Genomic DNA, 9,284 nt, shown 5'->3' with positions numbered 1-9,284 from the left:
CCAGCGTTCAATCTGAGCCATGATCAAACTCTTCAATTAAAAGTTTTTATGTTCCGAAGAACAGCTCAATGAATTCTGAATTTATTTAATATCTTTCGATATTGAATTGACTGTGCTGAATAATTACCGAAGTAACTATTCTGTTGGTCACTCAGTTTCAATTGAGACTCTAAATTTTTTGCCTCGTTACTTGCTCAATAAAGAACGAAGTAGCTTGGCTGTTAGAACTCAATCTGTACGAGTGCCCACACAGATGATTGCTTTATATTGTTAAAGAACGTTGCGATTAAAGCATTTGCTTTATCTCGCTAGGGCTGCGCATATTACGCTTTCCTATTTTTTTGTCAACACTTAATTTTAAACTTTATAAAAAATCTAAACTCAAGTTTTACTTAACACTCTGAGTAGCTCATGCCCCGCTATGCGTTGCGCTCTGCCGTCTCAGTGGGGTCGCATTATAGGGAGAACAGATTTTTACGCAAGCGTTTTTTAAAGAAAACTTGAAATAAAGCACTGTTCGCTCACTATTCATGCCAAAGACTACAAAATCCATACTTAATTTACGTTTTAATAACCTTATTAAGTAATTTAATCTAAAAAGCCCAGTGAAAATCACTGGGCTTTTACTATATAACTATTAGATAACACCTAAACAAAGCGTAATTAAGCGATGCCGTATTGCTCGCGGTATGCTTTAACGGCTTCTAAATGTTCATCCATTGTTCCTTTGCTCTCAAGGTAGCTAATAAGATCAGCTAATTTCACAATAGAAATTACTTTAGTACCAAAGTCACGCTCGACCTCTTGTATTGCAGATAACTCAGCTTTGCCTTTCTCTTGACGGTCAAGTGCGATTAGCACGCCACTTAAGTCAGCACCATTTTGCGCAATGATTTCCATTGACTCACGAATTGCAGTACCCGCGGTGATCACATCATCAACTAACATGATCTTACCTTTGAGTTCTGAACCTACTAATGTACCACCTTCGCCATGTGCTTTTTTCTCTTTACGATTAAAACAATAAGGCACATCTTTATCGTGATGATCAGCCAGCGCAACAGCTGTCGTTGTCGCAATTGGAATACCTTTATAAGCAGGACCAAATAAAACATCGTAATCAATTGCTGCATCTTCAAGGGCTGCTGCATAGAAACGGCCAAGACGAGCAAGGTCTCGCCCAGTGTTAAATAAACCAGCATTAAAAAAGTAAGGGCTAGTACGACCTGATTTTAAAGTAAACTCGCCAAATTTAAGCACCTGCTTTTCAAGTGCAAATTCAATAAACTCTATTTGGTAATCTTTCATATTTATTTAAACCTATTACTTTATTAAGCGAGTGCTTGCTTTTGCACATCAATAATTTCGCGAATTGAATGTTTAGCTAAAGTAAGTAACTCATCAAGCTCATCAAACGAGAATGGTTCGCCTTCGGCTGTGCCTTGCACTTCGATGATTTTTCCAGTTTCTGTTAGAATAACGTTCATATCAGTTTCAGCATCAGAATCTTCTAGGTATTCTAAATCGCTGATAGCTTGGCCTTTATAAACACCCACTGAAATGGCAGCAATCATAAACTTCAGTGGGTTTGAATTAATCATGCCTTTGCTACGCATATGCGTGAGCGCATCAACTAATGCAACACAAGCGCCGCTGATAGAGGCAGTACGCGTACCGCCATCTGCTTGAATTACATCACAGTCAATTGTAATGGTATTTTCACCTAACGCTTTTAAATCAACAGCTGCACGAAGAGAGCGAGCAATTAAACGTTGAATTTCCATAGTGCGACCGCTTTGCTTACCACGCGCGGCTTCACGGCCATTTCGGGTATGGGTAGAGCGCGGTAGCATGCCGTACTCTGCAGTGATCCACCCTTTGCCTTGGCCTTTCATGAAGCGCGGCACACCTGATTCAACTGTTGCTGTACAAAGTACTTTAGTATTACCAAACTCAACCAGCACAGAGCCTTCAGCATGCAATGTATAATTACGTGTAAATGTAACCGGTCTAATTTGGTTAGGTGTTCTTTCGCTTGGACGCATTAACGATCCCCTTAATTCAGAATTTGCCATATTATAAGTATATATAGCAGTAGATGCCATGCCGATTTACATAAAAGCCTACAGTAACAAAAATTTCCGCTAGAGCTTATGCAGTGATACGGTATAATCACATCATTATTGTATTAATAAAACTAGGAAACCATCCATGATCCACAGTATGACTGCTTACGCACGTCGCGAAATAAAAGGCGATTGGGGCACTGGCACTTGGGAAGTACGTTCAGTTAACCAACGTTACCTTGAAACTTTTATTCGCGCACCTGAGCAATTTCGTGGCATGGAGCCTGTTATTCGCGAACGCTTACGCAAGCACTTACAACGCGGTAAAGTTGAAGTGTTTTTAAAGTTTGTTGCTAACCCTGCACACGTAGGCGAACTTTCAATAAATGAATCTCTTGCTGCACAATTAATTAATAGTGCTAAATGGGTGCAACAGCAAAGTAGTGGCGACATTAACTCTGTTGATATCTTACGCTGGCCTGGTGTAATGGAAGCGCAAGAGCTGGATATGGATAGCGTTAACACCGCTCTTATTTCTGGTTTTGATCAAGTAATTGAGGATTTTAAATCAGCAAGAGCTGACGAAGGCGCTAACCTTGAAGTAATGATAGCCACACGCCTTGATGCTATTTTAGAGCAAGTTGCTGTTGTTGAAACTCACATGCCAGAAATAACAAAGTGGCAACGAGAAAAACTGGCTCAAAAGCTAGAAGATTTAACGACTACTATTGATGAGTCTCGCCTTGAACAAGAGCTTATCTATTTAGCACAAAAGCAAGATGTAGCTGAAGAACTAGACCGTTTAAAGTCTCATGTTAAAGAAACTAAAAAAATCCTTAAAAAAGGTGGCGCATGTGGTCGTCGTTTAGATTTTATGATGCAAGAATTCAACCGCGAAGCAAACACCCTCGCCTCTAAATCAATCAACAGCGACATCACCAATGCAGCGGTAGAGCTAAAAGTGCTCATTGAGCAGATGAGAGAACAGATCCAGAATATCGAATGATGTTTCAGAGTGTTAAAATAGCTAATAAAATCTGTAAAATGTGGTGACAGAAATAGTGACGGATTGTTGAAAAATATGAAAGCTATCCTAAAACAGTAGGAACCTGTCACCACTTCATGGGTAAGATGTTAAAATGACAGCAATAATCACAGCTCAAAAGATTAATGGCCTTATTAAAGATAAGGCTGTAGGAAAATACGCGATCTCCAAAGCACCTTCCAATCATCAAGTATTCTGCAAATTATCAGTAACTCCTTCTAGTGTTAAAGTGAAGAAACTGTAGTGTTAAACATTAACCATTAAAATGTGTTGTTGTCTGGACGCTCACAAAATACTGAAAGCGAACATTCAACAAACTTCAATTAGCACCTTAGATTTTATGACAACTTAATGCGCAAAAAAGAAGTAGGGGTTTGAAATTTTTAGTGCTTGACGAGGTCAACTGAACATCAGTTAGTTGACCTGAGCAAGTCGACAGCGGAATTAAAAATTATCTGCATAGCAGACGCTCAGCGAATTGTTCACTATATAGTCTATCGACTATATTTCACTAGGCCGTATCAATCCCCATCACGTAAAGCATTTACTATTAACCTGTAATTACTTTTATCACTTTCAAATTTCAACATTTTTCGAAGGTCTTTGTTAGGAAGTTTATTTTCTTTTGATGTTAGCAGTTCAATAGCGCTACGCCTTATCTCTGAATTAGAATTTGAAGCAGCAATTGCTATGGCCTTTGTTTTAAAATTTGAATCAACCTTGTAATTCGACAGCGCTTTTAAAGCTGTGATTTGAACATATTCATTTTTTTCATTGTTAAAATTTTCAACGACTATATTGTAGGCTTCAGGATTATTAATCTTTCCGAGCGCCATTATCGTTGCAGCGCGGACATTAGCAGTTCCATCATATATATAGGGTGTTAGATAGTCTAAATGATTACTATTTTTCATATTCCCAACTGCGGTTAAGTAGGTCACTTTATCTTTATTACTTTCAGATGCATGTAATCCTTGAATAATTGCATCTTGAATAACTAATGTATCACCCGCATTTTTTCTATTATCTACTATGCCGCCGACAGCTGTGACAAGAATAGGTTGGAGTTCACCTCTGTTTATTTGATTGTTTAATACAGCATCACCTAATGCATACAAAGCTGATGGTGTGAGTTCCTCAGTCCCTTGTAAGAGCGACATTATCGCCCTGAATTTATGTGTGTCATTAATTTCTTCGTGATTGATAGTATTAACTAAAAACATCTGTGAGGCTGCGTTTTCAATTTGACCAATAGAGTTAAACAATCTCATGTATTGTTCATCCTCAAGAGCCATCTCATTAAGTAGTAGCGTGACAGTTTCTACTTCCCCTAGAATTGGAGAGTATTTTTTAAGTAATTCCGCTAATTCGGTTGACGCCAGCTGAGTAATATTTAAGCTTGGTAAAAGTAATTTTAACTGCTCCTGAAGTTCTTTTTTATCTGCTTTAGAGAGAGGTTTGGCTTTAATAATCAACCAATCATCAGGGGTATTTGATAAAGTCAATAATGGGCTATCTAGAATGGGTCTATTAGTGCTAAATGTATAATCAGTATTCGTTTCTATTGATTTATATATGGGTCCGTCGGTAATTTCGACTTTTTCACTCGCAGTTAGCTCATTATAGAAACATTTCCCGAGCTGGTATCGAGTAATAGACTTTTTAATATCAATAGATTCTTTATATGATACCTTGTTTTTTTCTATATAAGGTTCATCCATTTTATAAGTAACAAGATACTCACCCATAGCATCGCGCTCAAGTGTTGTAACAAGTGGATTTTCTTTGCTAACTTTATGTGTTTGAAAGTAATACGCAAACCCTTTTAGTTTTTCTTTAACATTTTCAGGGGTATCAGAAATGAATTTAAACTCGGTGATACTCCCCTTTGTATTGATTCCAAATAGAAATGGAATTTCATAATCGTTTGATGGTGAAAGTACGCCATTAACTTTTAGGTTGGTTTGGTCAGCTTTGAGACCAAACCAACTCACTTCATTATCATGATAAAAGTGTTTGATTGTTATAAAAGCATTCATATCAACATAGCTAATATTGTCAGGCTGATGATACTGAACACTTGCATTTAACTCATATTTGTATTGGTTTATACAAGTATGCCCTGCAAAACTAATAGCAATGCAGAGCAAAGAAAACAGCTTCATCATAGGTCGAGCGTTCCTTCTGAATCTACGATGGTAAATGTTCTATTGTAAAGCCAGCCTGTTTTATAAAATGATTCAGTCCACCTATGAGAGTCAAATATATAATTGACTTCAGAATATATGCCAAAGTCACCTTGAATAGAACTGAGTTCATCGTCAAGTTTGAATTTATACTCAACAGAAGGCTTTAAAACATCGTCTACATTGGTAACTTTAGTTGCAGCAGATATATCTAGCATCAACTTGTTATCAATTAGATCTAACTTACCATAAGCTCCAGCACTACCTCCAAGATTAACGCCAGGGATTACCCCGCCTAAGCCCGCCTGAGTGAACCCGTTGAGATTAACTGTCATCAAATTACCTTTTACGTAAATTTCGTTCGCATTTTTGATACCCATATTCATATCTAGCTTCAATGTACCTTCAAAGCCACCTTTGGCTGTTACTGGAACTATTCCAACTATGACCGTTTCACTTGCCACAACTTTCCGCGTTTCCCACAGTGTTTTCTTTATTGGTATGTTGAAGTTAGGAACATCAATATAAGTAATTCCGGAATCTATTGTGACTCCAAACAGTTCATAACTACTTGTATATCTAGCGGATTTGCTCTCATCCATAAATTCATCATTATATGGATAGGTCCAAATACTGGCTTCTTTAAATAAAACAGTAAGTTCTTTATCAAATACTGTAACGACAAGGATTCCTTTTGCTGTAGATTTTAAAGCTGGGTTTTCCTCAGGAGCTAGCTCCAGCGACACATTAAAGCCAATAGCTGTTTGAAATGTAGATTTTGAACCCGTTTTTTGTCCAAAGTCACTTTTTTCTTTTAATTCTAGATATTTCCAATAGCCCTCTGAACATTTTTCAACTTCTTCTTCCGATATGTTACCGTACAAATCTGATTGTATGATATCTTGCTTTTGGATCGATAATTCGGATAGTCTCTCGCTATAAGTAACCTCATAGGAGCCAAATACAGCGCTACTAGTAGAGTACTGCCAAAGTTGGGCACAAGCAGGTTCAACCCAAATGGCATTACCTTCAGTCGAATTTTCAGCCATTTCAGCGAGTCCTGCAGAATTTTCGGCGGTGTTTAATTCTGCGTAGTCATCAAAAAAATAAAATGGAACTTCAATTTCAGAAATGTTATCAGAGAGGTCTATCTCATCAGAAGAGCCTACTATAAAAACTCTAAGCTTTAACGTATTTTCTTGTTCAGGGTCATAAGACTCATAGAGTCTAGTGATCATCTCATGCGTAAACAGCAGTGAATAGTGCATACTTTGTGGCTCTAGGTCATTATAGAACTCACCTTCAATAAAAGGCATATGCAATTGATTTTTGGAATCCCAAACTGGTATTGTTTGGCGCTCACCTTCAAAATCAATACTTACGTTAAGCTTGTAATTACCGACACTTAAACCTGTCGCTTGGGAGAGTACATTACCATCAAATTCTACTTGTTGGGTATCATCTCCACGGGGTACATCAAAGATAAGCTCAAGATCGTGTTCATGCTGCGTGATTTCCATATCTTGGGAATCATATTGAGCGCGTTTAATTATAATTTCAGTGACAGGTTGATTATCGACTGTCGCTATATCACTAAAAGAAAAGTGGAGGTCATCATCAGTGTCTTCTTCATGTCGGTTAAGTACGTCAGGAAGAGCAAATATTACATAATTACCAGTGTCTATTTTTTTTGGTAGGTTTATGTTGTACGTACGATTATTAAGACCTCTTGTTACATTTTCCGCATAATCAAGGCCAACTAACTCTATTTTGTCCTTATCAACATCCAAGTCGCTAACTTCGGTGTGTTGTAAAAGTAGCTCTTCTAAATATTCTTTGTTGATACTAAATATGTGGACTGTTACATCTTCTGCTTCAAACCCTTCCACTGAGAGTTCATAGTTAACTTCCAGCGTTGCATTTGCACTGTATTCACCATCTGCGTGAGAAATTTCAGTAATAGATATTTCTTTTACTTTTTCGATCTCCGCGATTTTTTCTGAATCACTGTTACACCCGCCAAGCATCGAAAAACTAATCGAAAGGAGAGTAAAGTAAATGGCTTTCTTAATGGTTATTTTTATCATTATAATCTTCTATAAGAGGGGTGCATTTATCTTAGTAAGCTTCTTAGGTTTTTACCATTTTAAAAGTCTGGTAAATTCGTTTATTTTCCAAACAAAGGTTGAATACCATACTAAACAACTGATTCAACGAGCTTTCTTATACCCATCAGCTTTGGAATAAATATTTTAAAATGATAACAATGCTTTAGAATAGAAGAACGTATTCAGATCCTGTGAGGCACCATATGCGAATCCACTCCTCGCCTTGGAAGTAATTCCACTCTTCAGAAGCAATGCTAATGGGTAGTTAGTTGGGAATTTTGATAACCAAGCTAAACCGTTGATTTGGTATATAATTGGGTACTCTAATTCGATTTTTGCAAATCGGCTTAGAAATATTTTTCGTTGTTGCTTGAACGGTAACTTTTGTATTCATGATAATCTCCTTTATCGTCTAGCGCTACACCGTGTACGCATGAATGTTGATGAGTTCTATCTCACACAGCTTTACCAGGCTTTTTATTTAGTCAGTTGACTATCCGGTCAGTCACCGAGCATTTCTCTTCCCAACCCAGAGACCTTGGACTGACTAAGCAGAGCCCAGGCAACAAATGGCGTCTCTGCCAGTTGCACAAAGTGGCAGTGCTCACTCCAAGAACTTTTGCCAATCCCTTTTGCCGTAAAAATTGACTCTCACGTATGTTAGAGTCAATTATGAAGCATCTGAAAAAGCATTAAGCTGTCTAAATGTGCATCATTAAGCTATTGCTCTACTTTTCCCTTGAACAAAGCAACAAAATTTTATGTTACTTTATTCCGGCTTGTTCTATTTCTAAAAGTCCTCAATAAAAAATATTTAAATCGAATGTTCACATACATACTCCCAAGTCTAGAGCGTATTGTAATAATATCTTCATTGTGAGCTTTTGTGTTTATCTTTACACCTTATATACCTATTTCTATTTTATTATAGCTCTAGTCAAAACTAGAGAGCGTCTAGATGAAAATAAAACTCTTGCATTAGCGCTGAATTAACAAATAATGGGCTCACTGTTCACGGGATTAGAATGAGGGAAAATGAACACGATACTAACTACGCAATGTGCAGATGATGTAGGCTTAATAGCTAAAATCACCGGACTTTGTCATGAGCATAATTTAAATATTACCCGCAATAATGAATTTGTAGATAAAGACGCTAAACGCTTTTTTATGCGTACTGAGCTGAGCGACCAGCCAAATACTGACTTTATAACACAACTTGAAGAACTTTTGCCCAATGGGGCTAAGGTAACGTTACACAACAATGAAAAAACAAAAGTGGTGTTACTTGCCACTAAAGAAGCGCACTGTTTAGGCGGTGTGTTACTTAAACAGTTTGAGCAAGCCCTTAATATTGAAGTACTTGCTGTAATTGCGAACTACTCTGATTTGGCGCCTTTAGCTAAAGGATTTAACGTACCGTTTCATGTGGTCAGCCATGAAGGGTTGAGCCGTTTAGAACACGATCAGCAAGTGGGTGATTTAATTGCCAGCTATAGTCCTGACATAATAGGCCTTGCAAAATACATGCGTATCTTAAGTCCAGAATTTGTCGCCCGTTTTGAAGGTAAAATTATAAATATTCATCACTCTTTTTTACCGGCATTTATTGGGGCTAAACCATACCACCAAGCATTTGAGCGTGGGGTGAAAATTATTGGTGCAACAGCACACTTTGTTAATAACGAGCTCGATGAAGGGCCCATTATTATGCAAGATGTGACGCATGTTAATCATGCGAATACCGCAGAAATAATGGCGAAGATGGGTAAAGACGTTGAAAAAACAGTGTTTTGTAAAGCGCTGCAATTAGCGTCGGAACACAAGTTATTTATCAATGGTAATAAAACAGTGGTATTTAGCTAAGTATTTTAGGCTA

The 9,284-nt window shown here is 37.5% G+C and carries 6 protein-coding genes; 2 read left to right on the top strand and 4 right to left on the bottom strand.

Going from position 1 to position 9,284, the window contains the following annotated elements; translation table 11 throughout:
* Positions 1–663: 663 nt before the first annotated feature.
* Together pyrE and rph are read right to left on the bottom strand one after the other, a co-directional pair.
* On the bottom strand, positions 664–1,308 hold the full coding sequence (gene pyrE, locus NQT69_RS18680) for an orotate phosphoribosyltransferase (protein ID WP_099296250.1): 645 nt from the start codon (positions 1,306–1,308) through the stop codon (positions 664–666).
* A gap of 23 nt (positions 1,309–1,331) precedes the next feature.
* On the bottom strand, positions 1,332–2,045 hold the full coding sequence (gene rph / locus NQT69_RS18675; RefSeq protein WP_058560283.1) for a ribonuclease PH: 714 nt from the start codon (positions 2,043–2,045) through the stop codon (positions 1,332–1,334).
* A 166-nt stretch (positions 2,046–2,211) separates the two neighbouring features.
* Here rph and NQT69_RS18670 point away from each other — a divergent pair, with 166 nt between their 5' ends.
* Complete coding sequence (locus NQT69_RS18670; RefSeq protein WP_256829166.1) at positions 2,212–3,072, top strand: YicC/YloC family endoribonuclease; 861 nt, start codon at positions 2,212–2,214, stop codon at positions 3,070–3,072.
* A 560-nt stretch (positions 3,073–3,632) separates the two neighbouring features.
* Here the strand turns inward: NQT69_RS18670 and NQT69_RS18665 are convergent.
* Together NQT69_RS18665 and NQT69_RS18660 are read right to left on the bottom strand one after the other, a co-directional pair.
* Complete coding sequence (locus NQT69_RS18665; protein WP_256829165.1) at positions 3,633–5,279, bottom strand: HEAT repeat domain-containing protein; 1,647 nt, start codon at positions 5,277–5,279, stop codon at positions 3,633–3,635.
* Positions 5,276–7,384, bottom strand: coding sequence for a hypothetical protein (locus NQT69_RS18660; protein WP_256829164.1), 2,109 nt, complete (start codon positions 7,382–7,384; stop codon positions 5,276–5,278). The genes NQT69_RS18665 and NQT69_RS18660 overlap by 4 nt, the downstream gene beginning before the upstream one ends.
* 1,056 nt (positions 7,385–8,440) lie before the next feature.
* On the opposite strand from NQT69_RS18660, the gene purU reads away from it, so the two are divergent.
* Positions 8,441–9,271, top strand: a complete 831-nt coding sequence (gene purU, locus NQT69_RS18655; RefSeq protein WP_256829163.1) for a formyltetrahydrofolate deformylase — start codon at positions 8,441–8,443, stop codon at positions 9,269–9,271.
* The last annotated feature ends 13 nt before the right edge of the window (positions 9,272–9,284 follow it).

The organism is Pseudoalteromonas shioyasakiensis, from assembly GCF_024518675.1.
GTDB classification, from domain to species: Bacteria; Pseudomonadota; Gammaproteobacteria; order Enterobacterales; family Alteromonadaceae; genus Pseudoalteromonas; species Pseudoalteromonas shioyasakiensis_B.
This window is presented reverse-complemented; position numbering and strand designations above follow the sequence as displayed.

Excerpts from the sequence above, each read along its gene's own strand:
- NQT69_RS18665 (WP_256829165.1), bottom strand. The coding sequence starts at position 5,279 with ATGATGAAGCTGTTTTCTTTGCTCTGCATTGCTATTAGTTTTGCAGGG.
- purU (WP_256829163.1), top strand. The coding sequence starts at position 8,441 with ATGAACACGATACTAACTACGCAATGTGCAGATGATGTAGGCTTAATA.
- NQT69_RS18660 (WP_256829164.1), bottom strand. The coding sequence starts at position 7,384 with ATGATAAAAATAACCATTAAGAAAGCCATTTACTTTACTCTCCTTTCG.
- pyrE (WP_099296250.1), bottom strand. The coding sequence starts at position 1,308 with ATGAAAGATTACCAAATAGAGTTTATTGAATTTGCACTTGAAAAGCAG.
- NQT69_RS18670 (WP_256829166.1), top strand. The coding sequence starts at position 2,212 with ATGATCCACAGTATGACTGCTTACGCACGTCGCGAAATAAAAGGCGAT.
- rph (WP_058560283.1), bottom strand. The coding sequence starts at position 2,045 with ATGCGTCCAAGCGAAAGAACACCTAACCAAATTAGACCGGTTACATTT.